General features: G+C 53.2%; 16 protein-coding genes. 5 read left to right on the top strand and 11 right to left on the bottom strand.

The genetic code is table 11. The features are described 5' to 3' along the window. The first annotated feature begins 5 nt into the window (after nt 1-5). A complete protein-coding gene (locus tag GM556_RS02400; RefSeq protein ID WP_230873251.1) occupies nt 6-896 on the top strand; it encodes an endonuclease/exonuclease/phosphatase family protein in 891 nt (296 codons plus the stop codon). Here the strand turns inward: GM556_RS02400 and GM556_RS02395 are convergent. The 3 genes from GM556_RS02395 to GM556_RS02385 form a co-directional block, all read right to left on the bottom strand. Continuing rightward, nucleotides 893-2,446: a peptide chain release factor 3 gene (locus GM556_RS02395; RefSeq protein WP_099026130.1), complete on the bottom strand. Its 1,554-nt coding sequence runs from the start codon at nt 2,444-2,446 to the stop codon at nt 893-895. The two genes, GM556_RS02400 and GM556_RS02395, sit on opposite strands and share 4 nt — an antisense overlap. An 89-nt stretch (nt 2,447-2,535) precedes the next feature. Next, a complete protein-coding gene (gene rpsD / locus GM556_RS02390; protein ID WP_043560719.1) occupies nt 2,536-3,153 on the bottom strand; it encodes a 30S ribosomal protein S4 in 618 nt (205 codons plus the stop codon). An 81-nt stretch (nt 3,154-3,234) separates the two neighbouring features. Next, complete coding sequence (locus tag GM556_RS02385) at nt 3,235-3,393, bottom strand: hypothetical protein (protein ID WP_155572925.1); 159 nt, start codon at nt 3,391-3,393, stop codon at nt 3,235-3,237. Between the two features lie 119 nt (nt 3,394-3,512). Here GM556_RS02385 and GM556_RS02380 point away from each other — a divergent pair, with 119 nt between their 5' ends. Further along, entirely contained in the window at nt 3,513-4,715 is a 1,203-nt protein-coding gene (locus tag GM556_RS02380; protein ID WP_155579158.1) for an MFS transporter, read from the top strand. A gap of 21 nt (nt 4,716-4,736) precedes the next feature. Here the strand turns inward: GM556_RS02380 and GM556_RS02375 are convergent, their stop codons facing one another. The 5 genes from GM556_RS02375 to GM556_RS02355 all read right to left on the bottom strand — a co-directional run bounded on the left by GM556_RS02375 (nt 4,737) and on the right by GM556_RS02355 (nt 11,287). Further along, on the bottom strand, nt 4,737-6,443 hold the full coding sequence (locus tag GM556_RS02375; protein WP_196424583.1) for a TolC family protein: 1,707 nt from the start codon (nt 6,441-6,443) through the stop codon (nt 4,737-4,739). A gap of 26 nt (nt 6,444-6,469) precedes the next feature. Continuing rightward, a complete protein-coding gene (locus tag GM556_RS02370; protein ID WP_196424582.1) occupies nt 6,470-8,332 on the bottom strand; it encodes an FUSC family protein in 1,863 nt (620 codons plus the stop codon). Further along, nucleotides 8,325-9,383, bottom strand: coding sequence for a multidrug transporter subunit MdtN (gene mdtN, locus GM556_RS02365; RefSeq protein ID WP_155572921.1), 1,059 nt, complete (start codon nt 9,381-9,383; stop codon nt 8,325-8,327). The genes GM556_RS02370 and mdtN overlap by 8 nt, the downstream gene beginning before the upstream one ends. A gap of 10 nt (nt 9,384-9,393) precedes the next feature. After that, nucleotides 9,394-9,693 (bottom strand): YtcA family lipoprotein, encoded by a 300-nt coding sequence (locus GM556_RS02360; RefSeq protein ID WP_196424581.1) that lies wholly within the window; start codon nt 9,691-9,693, stop codon nt 9,394-9,396. Nucleotides 9,694-9,928: 235 nt separating this feature from the next. After that, nucleotides 9,929-11,287, bottom strand: a complete 1,359-nt coding sequence (locus tag GM556_RS02355; protein ID WP_155579270.1) for an MATE family efflux transporter — start codon at nt 11,285-11,287, stop codon at nt 9,929-9,931. Between the two features lie 135 nt (nt 11,288-11,422). Between GM556_RS02355 and cysS the strand changes: the two genes are divergently transcribed. Genes cysS through GM556_RS02340 form a run of 3 tightly spaced genes read left to right on the top strand, consistent with a single transcriptional unit; the run spans nt 11,423 to nt 14,645 of the window. Further along, nucleotides 11,423-12,811: a cysteine--tRNA ligase gene (cysS, locus tag GM556_RS02350; RefSeq protein ID WP_155572919.1), complete on the top strand. Its 1,389-nt coding sequence runs from the start codon at nt 11,423-11,425 to the stop codon at nt 12,809-12,811. 6 nt (nt 12,812-12,817) lie between these two features. Next, nucleotides 12,818-13,603: an RNA methyltransferase gene (locus tag GM556_RS02345; protein WP_155572918.1), complete on the top strand. Its 786-nt coding sequence runs from the start codon at nt 12,818-12,820 to the stop codon at nt 13,601-13,603. Between the two features lie 10 nt (nt 13,604-13,613). Beyond that, the gene (locus GM556_RS02340; RefSeq protein ID WP_155572917.1) at nt 13,614-14,645 is read left to right on the top strand and encodes an ion channel; all 1,032 of its coding nucleotides are present in this window, start codon (nt 13,614-13,616) and stop codon (nt 14,643-14,645) included. A gap of 1 nt (nt 14,646) precedes the next feature. Here the strand turns inward: GM556_RS02340 and gltX are convergent, their stop codons facing one another. From gltX to GM556_RS02325, 3 genes are read right to left on the bottom strand one after another with little or no spacing between them, the layout of a single operon-like run. Then, nucleotides 14,647-15,981, bottom strand: a complete 1,335-nt coding sequence (gene gltX / locus GM556_RS02335; protein ID WP_155572916.1) for a glutamate--tRNA ligase — start codon at nt 15,979-15,981, stop codon at nt 14,647-14,649. Nucleotides 15,982-16,035: 54 nt separating this feature from the next. After that, nucleotides 16,036-16,590 (bottom strand): hypothetical protein, encoded by a 555-nt coding sequence (locus tag GM556_RS02330; RefSeq protein WP_230873250.1) that lies wholly within the window; start codon nt 16,588-16,590, stop codon nt 16,036-16,038. Further along, nucleotides 16,587-17,666, bottom strand: coding sequence for a nicotinate phosphoribosyltransferase (locus tag GM556_RS02325; protein ID WP_196424609.1), 1,080 nt, complete (start codon nt 17,664-17,666; stop codon nt 16,587-16,589). The genes GM556_RS02330 and GM556_RS02325 overlap by 4 nt, the downstream gene beginning before the upstream one ends. Nucleotides 17,667-17,808 lie beyond the last annotated feature (142 nt).

Here is a 17,808-nt window from a genome sequence, read left to right as displayed (position 1 = left end):
CCATCATGACAAACTATAAAAACCGCCTGCGCGCGCTCGTAGGCGGTTTTTTATGTGCCATGCTCTTTGGCTTCCTCTCATCCGCTCAAGCCTCTACCCCGCTTAAACTCACAAGCTGGAATATGGATTGGCTCACCCTCCGCCCCGCTAATGACCCCGCCTTACCGCCCAACGTCCCTACCCGGACACAGGCCGATTTTGCTGCCTTGCGCGCTTATGCAGAGAAGCTCCAAAGCGACCTTATCGCCTTTGAGGAAGTCGATGGCCCAGACGCAGCACGACAGGTTTTCCCCCCGCAGGATTATGATCTGTTCTTTGCGCCTGACCCCATCATCCAGCAAGTCGGCCTTGCTATGCGGCGCGATAAGGGGCTGACAGCAACCCTCAACCCGGAGCTTACGGCCCTCAATATACTACAAGAGGGCCATCACCACCCCCTAAGAGGGGGGCTAGACATCACCATCCATCATGGGGATGCCCATTTACGCCTCCTCATCCTGCACTTAAAAACAGGCTGCTGGGCCCAGCCACTGACCTCTAAAAAACGGGCTTGTCGGCTGCTTTATCAACAATTTCACGTCATTGAAAATTGGATTTTAGACCGTCAAGATGACGGTATCCCTTTTGCCATTCTAGGCGATTTTAACCGCCGCCTCACCCCGCTCGACCCACTTATGCAAACCCTGCAAAGCGATGCCCCCCTCACCCTGACCACTGCTGGCTTCTCCAGCCCATGTTTAGGAGGGCGGCAATTTATCGACCATATTATCCTCGGCAACCAAGCGCGGGAGTGGCTTATTGCCGATAGTCTAAGGGTTATGGTCTTTCCCCATACAGCACGGGGCATAACCCTCTCGGATCATTGCCCCGTTTCTGTCCAGCTAGCTTTGCCTTAAGCCTTCTCAACAAGCCCAATCTGCTTAATATCATGGAAGCTGAGGGCCTCATTCATCTCCATAGCGCGATTCATCATAAAGCCTGAACCAGCGAGAAAGACGGGGTCTCCATCCAAATCATCAGCCATGGCACTACGATTGACAGCCGTAAATTGCTCCAACGCCGCCTTTTCGCCCGTAACCCAACGCGCTAGAGTGAAGGGCGTGCTCTCAAAACCAACAGGCACGTTATATTCAGCATTCAGGCGGGATTGTAGAACATCAAGCTGCAAGGTACCCACCACCCCGACAATCGGCGGTGCTCCATCTTGAGGGCGAAAGAGCTGGACAACCCCTTCCTCTGCTAATTCAACCAATGCTTGGCGGAGTTTCTTGGCCTTCATAGCATCATCTAAACGCACACGGCGAAGAATTTCTGGTGCAAAATGAGGCACACCGGTAAAGCGCAGCTCCTCGCCATCGGTTAATGTATCCCCAATCCGCAATGTGCCATGGTTCGGGATGCCCACCACATCACCTGCAAAGGCTTCCTCCACTAACTGACGGTCTTGGGCGAAGAAGAATTGCGGTGTGTGCAGGGCGAATTGTTTACCAACCCGCACATGTTTAAGGCGCATACCACGCGTTAAACGGCCAGAGCACACACGCGCAAAGGCCATGCGGTCCCGATGGTTAGGGTCCATATTGGCTTGAATCTTAAAGATTAAGGCCGTGACATTCTCCTCCGTTGCCTCAACCTCACGCGTTTCAGAGGATTGCGCGCGCGGTGGCGGCCCGTACGCAACAAGCGCATCCAGCAAATCCGTAACGCCAATTTCCTTCATCGCGGAGCCGAAAAAGACGGGCGTTAAATGGCCCTCATCAAAAAACTCTTGCTCAAAGGGGGGCAATACGCCCTCAGCAAGCTCTACCTCCTCCCGCATCAGCTGCAAGCGTTCATCATCCTCTGCTAACTCCTCTTTGAGATGCAGAGATTTGGTGCGGATATCATAAATCCCGGCAAATTTTGCAGCACGCCCAACCGGCCATGTCGCAGGGGAGACATCCAACGCCAATGCGCTAGAAATCTCATCAAGCAGCTCAAAGCAATCTTGTGCCTCACGGTCCATCTTATTGATGAAGGTGACGATGGGAATATCCCTCAACCGGCAAATCTCAAAGAGTTTCCGCGTCCGTGCCTCAATCCCCTTTGCCGCGTCAATCACCATCACGGCGCAATCCACCGCCGTTAGCGTGCGGTATGTATCTTCGGAGAAATCCTCATGGCCCGGTGTGTCTAGCAGGTTAAAGACACAGCCCCCGTAATTGAAGGTCATCACCGAGGTAACAACAGAAATACCACGGTCCTTCTCAATGCTCATCCAGTCCGAACGGGTGCGCCGCCGCTCCCCCTTGGCCCGCACATTCCCAGCTAGCTGAATCGCCCCACCAGCGCGAAGGATACGCTCTGTCAACGTGGTTTTACCAGCGTCAGGATGGGAGATGATGGCAAATGTGCGCCGGCGTGACACCTCCGCTGCAATATCACCAGCTTTAGGAGACTCGGACATAGGGACTTTCCTCACTTATGAGCATGAAACAGCAAACGCCGGACGGTACAAACCGCCCGGCGTCTCTTATACGGCTCAAAAACCGTCTCTTAGCGGGAGTAGAACTCGACCACCAGATTCGGCTCCATCTGCACCGGATACGGCACATCGGAAAGCTGCGGCACGCGGATGAAGGTACCCTTCATCTGGCGATGATCAACCTCGATATATTCAGGCACATCGCGCTCAGCACTCTGGACGGAATCCAGAACAATCGCGAGCTGCTTGGACTTCTCACGCACCTCAATCACATCCCCTTCCTTCACGAGGTAAGAAGGAATATTGACGCGCTTACCATTCACCAACACATGGCCGTGGCTGACAAACTGACGCGCAGCAAATGGCGTCATAGCAAATTTCAGGCGGTAAATAACCGCATCCAGACGACGCTCCAACAGACCAATCAGGTTCTCAGACGTATCACCCTTGCGGCGCACAGCCTCATCATAATAACGGCGGAACTGCTTCTCGCTGATGTTACCGTAATAACCCTTCAGCTTCTGCTTCGCCATCAACTGAACAGAATAGTCAGATGGCTTCTGACGGCGACGCTGCCCATGCTGGCCGGGGCCATATTCACGGCGATTAACGGGGGATTTTGCACGGCCCCACAGGTTAACTCCAAGGCGGCGGTTAATTTTATACTTGCTCTCAAGACGTTTTGACATCGGTTAAACCCGTATTCTCTCTCAGACGTACCGATTCTGCGCGGCAGCCCTTTGTTGCACCGGTAGGCTCTCTCCCCATGTTCAACAATGGTTAGACAAAACGGAATCGCCTACGACCATACGGAAGAACAACGCCACAGCGCGCTGCCTCCCAGCCAGACCATCCACATTCCCGGCAATGGGGTTGCGAGTACATGAAGGGATGAGGAATGTCAAGAAACAGGAAGCAATCGCTACCATCGCCTTATAAAAACTATAAAATTAAGATGCGTTTTTATAAGTCCATCTTGGAAAACGCCTTCGCTATCCCGTAATATTGCCCCATATACCTCTTTGTCATTAAGGGAGAATGCTTCCTCATGGAGCAAACCCAAACCAACACCGGGCCACAGCTTACCCCACCACATGGGTTTGCCCCGGCCATTGCAGCCCTCATGCTGGGTACCTTCACCATTGGCACGGGCGAATTCGCCATGATGGGCATTCTGCCCGCCTTCTCCAAGGCACTTCATATCTCTGTCGAGCATGCAAGTTCCGTCATCTCCGCCTATGCCTTAGGGGTCGTCATTGGCGCACCTGTAATGGCGATTGCTGGGGCGCATCTATCACGCCGTACCATTCTGCTTCTCTTGCTCACCCTCTTTTGCATCGGCAATATCGGCACTGTTCTTTGCTCCGCTCTACTTCCGATTGAGGTCATGCGCTTTATCACCGGGCTTCCACACGGGGCCTATTTTGGTATCGCCGCCTTGACCGGGGCTTCCATGACCGTACGCGCCCGGCGTGGGCGAGCCATTGGCATGGTCCTCTCCGGGATTATGATTTCCACCGTTATTGGAGCTCCCCTCAGCACCTTCCTCTCCCATTATATCTCATGGGAGGTCATTTATGGGGCTTTGTCCGTCCTAGGCCTGCTCTGTATTGCAGGAGTATGGGCTCTCATCCCGGCCGATAAACCGCGCCATGATAATAATGCCCTCTCAGAACTTACTGCCTTTAAAAACCCTCATGTTCTGCTCACCCTCCTTACAGGGGCTATCGGCTTTGGAGGGATGTTTGGGGTTTATACCTTCCTCACCTCCGCGCTTGCCCAAGTTACGCATCTAAGCCCTTGGATGGTTACGCTGTATCAAGTCATCTGGGGCTGTGGCATGGTCGCTGGCAATGCCTTTGGCGGGGCCATGATTGATAAAAACCTCGACCTCACAACCATTTTCAGCCTCATTGCTAGCATTATCTTCATGCTTGCCTTCTGGGTTTTTCTCCCATCCCCTGCGGCAATGGTTGTGATTTGTTTCTTCCTCCCGGCTGCCACAGTCATCCTTAGCCCTGCTATGCAAGCGCGCCTTATGGATGTTGCAGGGAATGCGCAAACACTCTCCGCCTCGCTTAATCATTCCGCCTTTAATATTGCTAATGCGTTAGGGGCATCCTTTGGGGCGTTCCTCGTTGGGCATGGGCTGGGGATGAATGCAGTCGGCTGGGGCGGGGCCATACTCTCCGCTGGAGGGCTGGTGATTTACCTTCTCACCCTCCATGTTGGCCGCCGCCATCCCCTTTAACCCCAAAACGCAGCGCGTGCCTTACGGATGTTGTGTTGCAACGGGCACTGGCTCTGGTGCTGTTTCAGCCAAAGAGCCTTCAATATCCGCCAAGGCTGCGCTGCTGCCCAACGTCCCTGCTGCATAAGCGAGGGATGCAGCAGCACTCAACATACCGTAATAGCTGTCAGAAACGGAAAGACGCGCATTAAGAAGTGTATTTTGCAGCTCTAGCATACGCGTCATCGTCCCATCACCAGAACGGTAAGCGGTCAGAGCAGCATCAAAGCCCGTTTGGCTAGCCTTTTGCAAGCTAAGAGCCGCTTGATAGGCGGTAATCCCCGTATGGAGCATCGCCTCCGCGCTCACGATAGTTCGTACTGCGTTATTTTGTGCATCTTGCAGCGCAGCACGGGCACTATCCTCGCGCTCATGAGCTTGCCGCAAACGGTTACGGCGTAGCCCACCATCATAAATTGGGACAGAAATCCCCGCCGTGATCGTACTCCCAAAGGCATGGATACGGTCATTCAAAGACGCAACCGGCCCTAAAGGTAAATCGCGAAAATGCAGGTCATCAAAATTATACCCCACATTCCCATTCATGAAGATTTGTGGCCGATAACTCGCCCGCGCCCCCTCAACAGCACTTTGTGCCGCCCGCAAACTTGTATAAGCAGCCAAAACATCCGGCCTGCGCGAGACAGCTTGATGAACCATCTCCTCACTAAGGCGAATATCATCAACCTTAATATCGCGCTTATTATCTGTCTGCACATGCAAAGGTTGCGAAGGATTCAACCCAACGGCTGTAAGCAGCTCTAGCCGATAGGTTTCGACATCGCCTTCCGTGCGTGCCAGAACCAACTCCGCCTCGGCAACGGCTTGTTCAGCCTGAGACGTATCCACCACAGTCCCTTCGCCATTGCGTAAATTAGCCGCCGCAGCGCGAGAAATCTCATGCGCGTTCTCAAGCGATTGCTTCACTAAGGCAACGTTATTTAACGCAGCAGAATAGCGATAATACGCCAACGCTACTTGATGAATAACCTTCTGATGCTCACCAGTAAAAAGAATATTCTTACCTAAGCTAATCTGGCTGGCTTCCTCCATCGTGGCACGACGTTTGCCGAAGTCGAACAATAACCATTCCAGTCCCACTTGTTGCCGCTCGATTGTGCCATGAATCTTCGTATTACTATTCGTTGAGGCGTCACCGCGAATCCTGTTATGCGGCTCCAACACCATATATCCCCCCATAGCACTTGCCGTTAAATGAGGGAGATATTGCGAGCGCGCGATGCCTGTCTCCGCCGCGCTCTGACGTGCCGCATCCCACGCCATACGCGTTGAGGGGTTAAGGGACTGCGCTGCATCAATCAAATCCGCCAAATTATAAGCGTGATCGACCTGAACGGAAGCTAAAGCAGGAGCCTGAGGCATACTATGGTCCGCCGCCAACCTAAATCCCGCTGGCATACGCAAGCCCCGCGCGCCACGCTCTGCATGAGGGGTAGCCTCTCCCCCTGCAAGGAGATGACCTTGCGCATTAGTCCGCTGTGCCCAAGGGCGGTCTGGTGCCGTGGGCGCATCCTTCATCGCCCCTGTTTGGCAACCGCTAAGAGCTGTGCTGCCTACCAACCATGCACACAGCCACACCGCCTTGCGCCACCGCCCGCCCGGCGCGCTATATTGGCAAGATGACACAACTGGCCAGCTTTGTGCCTTTTGTCCTTTATTATGCCTCATGCGTTTTTCCCAATCCCTGCCCATCATCACGATTGCCCCTCTCCTTGTGCAGAGGCTGGCGCATCTTCTTTTAAAATCTGGTCCAACCGAATGACCTTTTTCTCCTGATGCTCTGCTGTGGCCCCAAATAAGCATCCTGCATTCATAACAGCCCGCCGTAAAAACACCTTATATTGCCGCAGCCTATGTTGTGTTGGGCGCATATAAGAAGGCTCTAACATAGCAGAACGCAACGAACTCATCGCACCACTAGCAGCCTCCTGCACCCGAGCGGCCTGAAGCATACGTTGGTCATGATTCCACTGCGTTACGTCTTGCCCTAATAAAGCATCTAACGCTTTGAGCTTTTTCATCGCCCCTGTCATCGCACTGCATGGCCAAAAGACCGTGTGCACAACAAAGGTAATGGTTAGTCCAATCAAAATCCCGATAATACGATCGCGCGGGATGGTAAGATCTGTCGCTGGGGCAAATTGCACAAGGTCCGATAAAGCAAAGGCTATGATCATCTGCAAACCCATATAGGAAATCCGCTGATCACCGGCCTTTACCCACGACCCGATAAAAATCATAATCCCAACAACGATCAATAATTCTGCCACACTCGTTAGGTGAGGCATCACCCACACGATGAGCCCCATCGCCATACTACAGCCAATCAGTGCCCCAAAAATACGAAGCCGCTGCTTATCCAACACAGCCCCCATTGTTGGGAGAGACACAACAAAGCAGGTGATGATGCACGTATGCACCCCTGTCCAATTCAACTGCTTATAAGTGATAATCGCTATACAGACAGAAACAGTCCCCTTGACGGCAAAGCGGACATTCTCCTTATCCCAAAACGCCCCCGGTATAAAGAAACCCGGCTTTTTGGGAGGGTTTTTTGCTGGCGGCTGATTAGGAGGGAGCTGGACCTCCTCTGCCGTGAGCGGTTGCGTAAACGCCTGAATTAATCGCTCTATCTCTTGCGCTAAAGGACCAGAGCAAACCGTTTGCTCGTCTATCTCGGTTGGTCGCCTATTCTCGGCAAAACAATCCCCCAATGCCTTCACCTTACCAGCAAGATGAGCGCAATCCTCATCGCTGATAGGCGCATTATTCGTCAAACATTGCTCAACGACTTGCAAAATACCAAAGCTATTTAAAGCAGCACGCCGTAGATAAGAAAGATCCATCCCCGTCCAGCGATGCTCTAACGCTGCAAGGCCGAGAACGCCAAACATACCGCTTACACCCTCACCGACACTATCGGTGATTGCCTCTTGCAAACCTATCGGAATTGGCTGGCCTTTTGCACGGCGGGTTAGGCATTTTGCTGATAAGAACAACCGCTCCACAATCTGATCGGTCAAAACATGCTCTGGCGAGGGCGAAAGCCAACTCCCAATGAACCCTATCAATCCCCCAATAATGAGGAACACACGCCACGCATAAAGTACAAGACGAGCAACTGCATCGCCTATTTGCATACTATCTAAGGTTACAAGCAGGTAAGACAACACCAACCCACCCACAACACTAATGAGACCTAATATGGTGGTGGTACTCAAAAAGAAAAACACAAAGCTCAGCAACAAGTTAAACACCAATGTTGCAAAGAAGTTGTTGATAGTTGTCGCCACACCAACGTAAAGGACACCCGTTACGACCGAGAAAAAGACCACATACATCACGGCGACTTTCATATTCGCCACTCTGTTATTCTGCCATAAGGCGGCCAAGCTCAGGGTAAGCAGGCTCAACATTGGCAGCTGCCATATCTCACCAATCAGCACAGCCCCCATACAAATGAGAGCATTGCGCAAGGCCAAAGCAGTGCGGCCGCGTGTCGGCCTAATCGCCAACCGCCATACCCGCAAAACCGCATCAATGTACGGTTTAAGCATGGCAAGCAGCACCATGGAGAATCTCCACATTGGCCGTCGCCCCTAATCGTAATAAATGTTGGTTTTCAGCGGCATGCTCAATCCGTATCCGCACAGGGAAACGCTGCGCAATATGCACCCAGTCCATTTGCCGCTCCACATACGGAGCCCCGCGGTCATTTTCCTTCATGTAATCAGTCAACACACCCCAACCGACACTCTCCACAACCCCACGGAGTGGGTGGCTACGGTCGATCATGGAATACACAGTGGCACAATCCCCTTTATGAATCGGGGCAAGATTGATTTCACGAATAGGGGCAAGAGCATACCATTGGTCTTTTGATACCAACGTAAACAGCACCTGATTGGCCGCAAGGACCTCCCCTTCCCGCACGCCTAGGCTGGTTACAAAGCCATCAAGATTCGCTGTAACGCGCGTTTGGCGTAGTTCATAACGAGCATGCTCCACCGCTGCGACAGCTTCTTTGAGAATCGCTTCAGCATGCTTCACATCACCAACGGCGACTTGGCTCGCCTGCTCGGCATGTTGGGCTTCGGCCAAGGCATCAACAGCCGAGTTAAACCGCGTCACAGCTTGGTCATAAACCTGCCATGAGACATAATGTTGCTCAGCCAAAGGTTTAAGACGCGTCACCGTGCGCCATGCAAGGTCTTTCTCATCCTCTGCTTGATGGTGCCTACGTTCACTTGTTGCAGCCTCTGCCATACGCACAGCCAAAGCACGGCGGGCGTCATTAAGGTCTGCCTCGGCTTGCGCTTGGCTCGCCTCGGCCCGATGCAAGGCAATCTCGTAAGGTTCAGGGTCGATTTGATAAAGCAAATCCCCCTTATGAACAGGCTGGTTAGGCTCCACAGCCAGATGCTGCAAACGCCCCCCTACCAGAGCCGCAACATGAACGCTCTCTGTATAGATAATCGAACTATCACTATCAGGATGCAGCCCTGATTCATGATCCACATACAGGGCCACAAGCAACGCCCCCACAAGGGCAGAAAGGGCCAACACGCTCCCCACAGGGAAGCTGCCTTTAATTCGTTCTGTTTTCATCAAAGCACCCTTACTGCCCAAAAAGCACCAGCCAGCCTATCAGACCGACCAATGACCCAAGGGAAAGATACGTCACCAAATGAAAGCGCAATAAGCCATCCACATGCAAAGCAAGGAAGATTGTCCGCAGCAAAACCGCCCCGATCCCCCCAATAACAAGGCAGATTAACCAAGCGGGGAAATACGCACCCACTATGGGAAAACTAGGCGCACCCACCCATGCCCATCCTTTTGATGGAACAAGACTTAAAGACACAACCCACCATGGTATGCCATCACGAGAGGGAAAAGCGACCTTAGGCAACTTCATACAAGATTCTACTCCAACCATCAGAAAAATACATACTGTCGCAATATGGGGTGCTTACCCTCTTGGATGAATACGCTACAGCGACCACACACGCTTTGTTCACTGAATTATATATGTTTTAGCAGGTACGATGCGTTAAGGATATAGAGGACCAAGCCGTCTTTCAAACAGATTGAACCCATCACATACACAAACCCTACCCCCTAAAGCCCTTCCTTATACAGTCCCTATAACGCTATGACGATACGCTCCCAACACGGCGATAGAGCAGCATATAGAGGCGTAACCCTAATGCCACAGCAGTAACCCCTAGCCCTGCTGCAAGGCCAATCCACAAACCTTTAACACCATAACCCTGACAAAAAGCCAGCCAATACCCCAAACCAATGCCGACCAAGCCATAAGTTACAATGCTAATGACCATGGGTACCACCGTATCACCACAGCCACGCAAGGCACCGTTACACACTGCTTGTATCCCATCTACAATCTGGAAAATCCCCGCTATTTTTAAAAGCAGAACCGTTGTTGCAAACGTCCCAGCATCGGGCGGCGTCCCCGTATAATAAAGCCGTGCAATCCAATCCGGGCTAAGCATCAATACAAGGCCTGTCAGAATCGTCCACAACAATACAAGCAGCAACGCCCCGCTAGAGGCCCGGCAGGCTTCTAATGGTCGTTTTGCCCCACGCCAATAAGCCACCCGCACATTCGCCGCTTGCCCAATGGCTAAACACACCATGAAAAAGAGGGAAATCGTGTTCAATGCCACTTGGTGCGCTGCCAGACTATGCGTCCCTAACCGCCCTGCATTTAATGTAGTGATTTGAAAGAGCAAAAGCTCTGCCGTGGCGGTCACCATCATCGGCAAACCAAGGTGCAAAAGCTCCTTAATAAGCGACAGACGCACCTTCATAGGCTTCAATAACGCCCGTAAATTGGCTTTACGCAGGCATAGCCCCAACAAAACAAGGCTCGCCCCCCACCCTGTGAGCATGGTGGCATGGGCCGAGCCGAACAGCCCATAAGCCGGTAGACCAAACCAACCATGAATTAGAGCCGCATTCAGCACCCCATTGCACACGGCCATAATCGGCATTGTCCATAATAAGAGCGATTCTGCTCCCAAGGACGGCAAGGCCACACGGCATAACCCTAACAGAACGAGATTCGGCAATAGGGCATAGAGCAATACATCAATAAACCGCCCCCCTTGCGTGACGACAAGGTCGGGCTCTCCCATCCATGTGAAAATCGGGCTGGAGCATAATAAAATCAACAAGCACGGTATAAAGGCCAGCAAGGCGACCATAACCCCAGCACTGATGATGCTACGTTTATCATGCCCTCCATGATGGCCATGCTCCACCCCACCACGCGCATGGGAGAGCAGCACGCCGACTCCACCCAACACCGCTTGGAAGGAAATCATGGTCGTAAAAAAGAAATTGTTGGAAATCCCACCAATGGCAACCGCATCGACCCCTAAACTCCCGAGAAGGATCGTATCTGTCACCCCCATGGCCATCTCTGCCAACTGAGCGAGGGCAAGAGGCAAACTAACCTGAATGAGAGTGCGAATATGCGCGGACATCCCTACTCTAGGGTGTTTTATGTGGATTTTTGATGCAGACATACCATTCTCTTAACGCATATAACCCAAGACGCAACTATGAAAGTCGTAATTCCCCTGTTGCACCAGACGCATCTCTGTCGCATTGAACAGATTATGACTACGAAGCAGAGCCACATCACCGTGCCCCCCGCCTTGTTCAGCCTAAAGCTGCATGACAGCCACCGCCGTGAGACTGTCCCCTTTCTTCCCGAAGACCCGGCGCATATCCGCCTCTATTTTTGTGGACCAACGGTTTATGACCGCGTCCATCTGGGCAATCTGCGCTCTATGCTTAGTGCAGATATTATGGTGCGCCTGCTTCATGCTCTTTATGAGCGCGTCACTTACGTCCGCAACATTACTGATATTGATGATAAAATCATTCAACGTGCCGCAGAGAATGGGGAGGACATCACCCACCTTACCGAACGCACAACAAAGGACTTCCACCAAGACCTCGCTGCACTAAATATCCTACCCCCCACTATTGAGCCGCGTGCTACGCATCATATCCCTGACATGCTGGCGATGATTGAGCGTCTCATCACCCAAGGCCACGCTTATGAAGCTGACGGGCATGTGTTGTTTGATGTTACCTCCTTCCCCAGTTACGGCGCGCTCTCTGGTCGGTCGCTAGAGGATATGCAGGCCGGAGCACGTGTGGAGGTTGCCGATTATAAACGCCATCCCGGTGATTTTGTCCTCTGGAAGCCTTCCAACGCAACAGAACCCGGCTGGGATAGCCCCTATGGGCGCGGGCGGCCCGGCTGGCATATTGAATGTTCCGCCATGGCAGAACGCTATCTAGGGGAGAGTTTTGATATTCATGGCGGGGGCAATGACCTCCTATTCCCTCATCATGAAAATGAGCGTGCCCAATCGCTTTGCTGCCATCCTCATAGCCATTTCGCCCGCCATTGGCTCCATACGGGGATGCTGCTCTCTGGTGGGGAGAAGATGTCCAAATCGCTGGGCAATTTCCATACAATCCATGAGGTGTTAGAGCGCGCACCCGCAGAGGCCCTCCGCCTGCTTTTCCTTGGGGCGCATTATCGCTCTACTTTGGACTTCACATGGGAGAAGCTGGAGGAAGCACGCCATATTATGGACCGCTTCTACCGTGCTTTGGAGAAAACCCCCGCCACGAAAGACGATTCACGCCCTGTTGATGTCCTTAATGCGTTATGTGACGACCTCAATACACCACAGGCACTCAGTATTCTGCATCGTTATGCTGATGCGGCGTTAGAGGGCCAACAAGAGGCCGCTAATCAGCTCCTCGCAGGGGGGCAGCTTTTGGGCCTCTTTACCATGAGCCCGACTGAATGGTTCCAAGGGGGAACAGAGCTAGACCCTGCTACGATTGATGCCCTCATTGAAAAACGCCTCGCAGCGCGTAAGGTGCGCGATTTTGCCCTTGCCGACCAGATACGCAATGACCTCGCCGCCCAAGGGATTCTGCTCGAAGATGGCCCTAACGGCACCACTTGGCGCAAAGGATAAACAACAATGACAGGCCGTAATGGTGGGGCAGACCTCGCCCCACCCGCTCCATTCGACCCCGTTATCATCCTCGTGCGCCCGCAATTAGCGGAGAATATCGGCACCACAGCGCGCGCTATGGCTAATGGGGGATTATTTCACCTCCGCCTTGTTGCCCCGCGTGATGGCTGGCCCCAAGCACGCGCATGGTACGCGTCCTCTGGGGCTGACCGCATCTTAGAAGCTGCAACTGTTTTTGATACAGTCGATGACGCGATTGCAGACCTTCACCGTGTTTTTGCCACCTGTCCACGGCCTCGCCACGTCATTAAACCGGTGATGACAGCCCGTGGAGCGGCGGCTGAGTTACGCGCTATCAGTTCCCGCCACCTTAAAGCGGGCATCCTTTTTGGGCCAGAGCGCGCAGGGTTGGATAATGAGGATATGGCCCGTGCCGATACGCTCATCCGTTACCCGCTGAATCCGCGCTTTATGTCGCTTAATCTGGCACAAGCGGTCTTAGTCATGGCTTATGAATGGTATCTTACAGAAGATACCGTACCTGAGCGTTATTTTATGACGAATGAAACACACGTCGCCACAAAGGGGGAAGTTGAGACCTTTATGACCCACCTCATCCACGACCTTGACGAATGTGGCTTCCTCCATCATGAACAAAAGCGGCCCGGTATGGTCCGCAATCTCCGCCATCTCTTTGCCCGTGGCGAAGTGACTGAGCAAGAGTTACGGACCCTCCATGGGGTCGTCAGTGAACTCTCCCGCGCGCGTAAAGCCCGCCACTTGAAAAAGTAACGCTCTCTTTATGTTCTTCCAAAGCCCGCATGACCTCCTCCTACGTTATAAACAAAAGCGGCAACAACAACGCCCTCCGGCACAAAGTAGTTTTCTCTCGCAAGATAATATCTTTAACATCCCTGTAAAAAGGCGTACGGGGGTACGTCTCTTAGGGGACCTATATCATATCAGCCTAAGCATAGGCTGGACTGCCTTTTTTGCCGCCACCACAGGGGCTTATTTCTTCATCAATCTCCTCTTTAGTCTTTGCTTTTTTTGCCTACCCCATGGGGTTAGCAACGTCCAAAAGAACGATTTTTGGGCGGATTTCTTCTTTAGTGTGCAAACGCTCTCAACTGTGGGGTATGGCTACCTCTACCCGCAAGGCTATCTGGCGAATGCCATTGCCTCTATAGAAGTATTCGTTGGCGTGGTGTTTACCGCCATCATCACCGGCTTAGTCTATGCACGCTTTTCTCGCCCTCGTGCAGCCGTCCTCTTTAGCCGCGTGGCCACGCTTTCCCAGCGGGGCGAGCATATGTGCCTCAATTTCCGTGTTGGTAATTTGCGGCGCACCCCCCTCATCAATGTAGAGCTTGAAGCAATTATCGCCCGCACACAACAAGATGATACAGGCCGGGAAACCCTCCAGCTAGACACATTGCCATTAACCCATGGCCATATTCCGCTGCTCCCTGTTAGTCTCTCCTTCACCCATACCGTTACGGAAGAAAGCCCGATTTATGAGCGGGATAAAGAGGCTCTGCTGCAACAACAAGCGGTCATCCTGCTCACCCTCACCGCAACGGACCCCGTATCCGCACAAAGTGTGTTTTCATACCGCATGTATAAAGCCGATGACCTTCTCCCAAAGTCACGCTTTGTTAGTCTGCTCCAGCCAAATAATGATGGTGTCTTAGAGGTCGATTTCAGCCTCTTTCACTCGACCATCCCTGATGGCACAAGCGATACAAACAACGCACCTTCCCCACAAGAGCCAGTGGAGGCCCAGCAGCAACCAGAAGATGCTCCTACTCCTCCCTCCGAGCCGCAGGGATAAATTATCCCTGCACCGCGTCCTCTAAGCGTTGCAGCACACGCCCGCGGCCCATAAGCGGTAAAAGCGCGGCAAGCTCTGGCCCAGCATCCTCACCTGTTAGAGCCAAACGTAAGGGCAGGAAGAGCTTCTTGCCTTTACGGCCTGTCTCAGCCTTTATGAGGTCGATCCAGCGTTTCCACACTGTTTCATCCCACGGCTCTGCGGGTAAAAGCTGTGCTGCTTGGCGGAGGAACGCGCCATCTTCAGGCTGCGAGGGCGCGACAATATCCCCCTGCACCACAGCCCACCAATGTGCAATCTCTACCGCAAGGTCGATATTCCCACGGATGGCCAACCAGAATGCCTCATCAGCCCCCTCTGGCAAACGTGGCCGGATTTCCTCATACGACATGCTATGCAGCACGCGCCGGTTCAATCCCAAAAGCTGTGGGACATCAAACCGTGCGGCAGAGCGTGATACATGGCTAATATCATAGCCTTGAATAATCTCCGCCATATCTGCCACTTGCGGGTCGTCCGAACTTCCCAACCGGGCAAGATAAGCCACTAAGGCCCGTGGCTCTATCCCATCATGCCGCAAGGTGGAGAGAGACAAACCGCCTAAACGTTTGGAGAGCTTACCGCCATCCTGCCCCAAAAGCAGCGGCAGATGCCCAAAGGTGAAATGCCCCACTTTGGTGCCGATAGCCTCGGCAATATCCAACTGCACACCCGTATTGGTCACATGGTCTTCCCCACGCAGAATATGGGTGATGCCCATATCCACATCATCAATAACAGAAGCCAATGTATAAAGGATGCTCCCATCCGCACGGACCAATACCGGGTCGGACACGGCACTTAACTTTACATGGCACTCCCCCATCACAAGGTCTTGCCATGTTCGCGTTGTCCCGCTGAGCTTAAACCGCCAATAAGGCACCTTGCCATTTGCCTCGGCGCGAGCGCGTTGCTCCTCTGTCATCCGCAGCATCGCACGGTCATAAAGCGGGGGCTTCCCCTCTCGCAGACGTTGCTCGCGCTTATATTTCAGCTCCAACTCACTCTCAAAACAAGGATATAACCGCCCATCAGCTTTAAGCTGAGCAATGACTTCCTCATAACGGGCTAAACGCTCAGACTGCCGAGCATATTCGTCCCAGTCTAACCCAAGCCATGTGAGGTCCCGGCCAATCCCCTCCTCATACGCTTTGCTGCCGCGTTGTGTATCTGTATCATCCATCCGCAGCAAAAAGCGGCCCCCATGCCGCCGCGCGAACAGCCAATTCGCTACGGCAAGACGTGCATTACCAACATGGAGCTGCCCTGTGGGCGAAGGAGCAAAGCGTACTTTCATAATCATTCCGTCTTTTGGTCTCATAAATCTAAAAACTAAGGGGCGGCGTTAGGGTTAGGACTCAGCCTGCTTGCGGCGGATGATTTCCGTCACAAAGGCCTCGTCATCATCCTCATCAGCAAGGTCATCATCATGCGCAGTGTCCGAAAAACCCTCAAGAGCGGCTTCATCAACAAGGCGGCGCGGGTCTAAGGCACGCCAATCACGCTCCATCGGAGTGGCAGGGCTGGAGACAAAATCATCCAGCTCCGTGCTGGCCTTCCATCCATCCTCACCAGCATCCACAACCTCAGCATTCTCCCCAAAGGCGAACCAACTTTCCAGCACATCGCGCTCTGCAGCCCCGGGGATACGGCACCGCTCTATACTATCGCGCACATAAGCACGCGCAAAAGCATTGGCATGGGCGAGGTCTAAAAAACCTTTGACCTCCTCCACCACGTCATCATCACCCGCACTCGCCCCGGATTGGTCGAGGATACGCACCACCCAGCCAGTCTCCCCCGGCTTGGCAGTGGCGGCTTGCTCTGGCTCCTCCCCTTCGCTCACTTCCCCGCGAATACCAGTGATGAAAGCGCGCTGCGCCTCTTTATCAGCCTCATCCATCATTTGGCTCTCTCCTGAAGTTTCTGCAAAAGGAACTCACGGCCAATCTTCACCCGTGGCACCTCATCATAAGCAACAATATCCGCCGTTGCATAAGTCTCCGACCAGCGATCAGGCAGAAAAGACCCAGTGCCCACAATATCAATCGGGGCAGACGCATCATGCATGGCTGTGCATTTAGCGATGCCAAAGCCAGAGGAGACAATAATCTTTACCTTTGTAAAGCCTGCCTCATCCAACGCTTCACGCATCCGCCATATCGCTGCGGCAGAGACCCCCGTCCCCACCAAATAACGCAGTTCTTTCTCCGAGCGATAACGCCGAATCGTACCCGGCGTGTGACGCTCCAACACTTCATAAGAGCGTTGCGGGTCTAACCCTTCTAAAAACCGCCCGCCATGCGTATCTAGCCGCACACTCACATTCCCCGCTGCTGCACGCTCTGGGAAGCGGCGGCAGACAGCCAGCGCATCGCTCACCTCTTGGCCAAAATAATCAACTAGAACGGTTAAACCTTCATCGGGGAAGCGTTCCACATACATTTCTGCGGCCCGCAAGGTAGAGCCTGCATAGCCAATAAAGGCATGTGGCATCGTCCCTAGCCCACGCTCCTGCCCAAAAAAGCGTGCCGTATCGTGATTCGCATTGCCGATAAAGCCAACAGCCCCTTCCTTCTGCGCGGCGCGAGAGCCCACAGCGGCGGCATAAGCCATAAGCTCTTGCATCTCCGCCCCCGCGCAATGGCGTGCATCCATCGCGAGGAAGGGCACTTTGGGTAAGGCCAAAGCCATTTGATACGCGTTATGTGCCGCAACACAAGCCGCCCCTGTTTTTTGGAGCAACAATGTCTCTAACGGCGCAAGGGCCTCCAACGATCCTGTAAGGTAAAAGAGCGGGTCACCCGCCCCAACCCATGTCCCCTCTGGATGGACCTCTGTAATCTCCACCGCAAAACCTTGATGCTGGGCAACATTCTCTACCCAGCGCAGAGCCAAGCCATAAGCCGCCACAACCGGGCGACGGATAAAGACGGCATAGGTTACTCGACTATCCCCAAACTGGCGGACAATATCGCGCATTCTTAAAAAATACGCATCCGTCCGCCCCTCAATCTGGGCCGTCTCCAACTCTTGCCGCGGGGTTTTTGCCTGTTTGAGGGCCTGATTCCAACTGCTCACACGACCACTCCCTTATAAAGAGCCCGCCAGCACGCGATGGGCT

Origin of the sequence: Bombella sp. ESL0378 (assembly GCF_009725845.1) — a bacterium.
GTDB lineage: Bacteria > Pseudomonadota > Alphaproteobacteria > Acetobacterales > Acetobacteraceae > Bombella > Bombella pollinis.
The sequence above is the reverse complement of the archived record's forward strand: the minus strand, read 5'-3'. Positions and strand labels throughout refer to the sequence as shown.

What these genes read in the sequence shown, in the direction of transcription:
- GM556_RS02400 (WP_230873251.1), top strand. Translation starts at nt 6, where the DNA reads ATGACAAACTATAAAAACCGCCTGCGCGCGCTCGTAGGCGGTTTTTTA.
- GM556_RS02395 (WP_099026130.1), bottom strand. Translation starts at nt 2,446, where the DNA reads ATGTCCGAGTCTCCTAAAGCTGGTGATATTGCAGCGGAGGTGTCACGC.
- rpsD (WP_043560719.1), bottom strand. Translation starts at nt 3,153, where the DNA reads ATGTCAAAACGTCTTGAGAGCAAGTATAAAATTAACCGCCGCCTTGGA.
- GM556_RS02385 (WP_155572925.1), bottom strand. Translation starts at nt 3,393, where the DNA reads ATGGTAGCGATTGCTTCCTGTTTCTTGACATTCCTCATCCCTTCATGT.
- GM556_RS02380 (WP_155579158.1), top strand. Translation starts at nt 3,513, where the DNA reads ATGGAGCAAACCCAAACCAACACCGGGCCACAGCTTACCCCACCACAT.
- GM556_RS02375 (WP_196424583.1), bottom strand. Translation starts at nt 6,443, where the DNA reads ATGAGGCATAATAAAGGACAAAAGGCACAAAGCTGGCCAGTTGTGTCA.
- GM556_RS02370 (WP_196424582.1), bottom strand. Translation starts at nt 8,332, where the DNA reads ATGCTTAAACCGTACATTGATGCGGTTTTGCGGGTATGGCGGTTGGCG.
- mdtN (WP_155572921.1), bottom strand. Translation starts at nt 9,383, where the DNA reads ATGAAAACAGAACGAATTAAAGGCAGCTTCCCTGTGGGGAGCGTGTTG.
- GM556_RS02360 (WP_196424581.1), bottom strand. Translation starts at nt 9,693, where the DNA reads ATGAAGTTGCCTAAGGTCGCTTTTCCCTCTCGTGATGGCATACCATGG.
- GM556_RS02355 (WP_155579270.1), bottom strand. Translation starts at nt 11,287, where the DNA reads ATGTCCGCGCATATTCGCACTCTCATTCAGGTTAGTTTGCCTCTTGCC.
- cysS (WP_155572919.1), top strand. Translation starts at nt 11,423, where the DNA reads ATGACTACGAAGCAGAGCCACATCACCGTGCCCCCCGCCTTGTTCAGC.
- GM556_RS02345 (WP_155572918.1), top strand. Translation starts at nt 12,818, where the DNA reads ATGACAGGCCGTAATGGTGGGGCAGACCTCGCCCCACCCGCTCCATTC.
- GM556_RS02340 (WP_155572917.1), top strand. Translation starts at nt 13,614, where the DNA reads ATGTTCTTCCAAAGCCCGCATGACCTCCTCCTACGTTATAAACAAAAG.
- gltX (WP_155572916.1), bottom strand. Translation starts at nt 15,981, where the DNA reads ATGAAAGTACGCTTTGCTCCTTCGCCCACAGGGCAGCTCCATGTTGGT.
- GM556_RS02330 (WP_230873250.1), bottom strand. Translation starts at nt 16,590, where the DNA reads ATGATGGATGAGGCTGATAAAGAGGCGCAGCGCGCTTTCATCACTGGT.
- GM556_RS02325 (WP_196424609.1), bottom strand. Translation starts at nt 17,666, where the DNA reads ATGCGCGATATTGTCCGCCAGTTTGGGGATAGTCGAGTAACCTATGCC.